The 330-nt window shown below is 59.7% G+C and carries 1 pseudogene; it reads right to left on the reverse strand.

The features are described from left to right. Positions 1-58: 58 nt before the first annotated feature. A pseudogene (locus tag DXX99_RS11390) lies at positions 59-330 on the reverse strand (ISLre2 family transposase); the annotation flags it as partial.

Raw genomic sequence — 330 nt, forward strand, 5'->3', positions numbered from 1 at the left:
GGAGAAAACTTCTCTTCATGGAAACCTCGCCGCCAGGATAGTCCCGGTACCTGCGCCATTAAGGGATCAAACTACTGAGGCTAGGCCGGCTTAGTTCCCGCAACACATGCTTCACCCATGGAGCTCCGGCAGAGGGTCCTCTCAATGCCGGCAACCCCGCTTTAAGCCAACTCCCCGCCTCCTCTATCTTCCGCTTTACCTCTAACCGCACCGCCTGAGCCAAATGTTCTTGCCTGGCCAGCAGTACCGGCCAACGAGAAGTGTGCCTCCCGAGCACCCCGTTGGCTCGAGCAGCCAAAACCCGCGCCATCCTGTCTGCTCCTGCCTCCG

It is taken from the genome of Ammonifex thiophilus, assembly GCF_003368535.1.
GTDB lineage: Bacteria > Bacillota > Desulfotomaculia > Desulfotomaculales > Ammonificaceae > Ammonifex > Ammonifex thiophilus.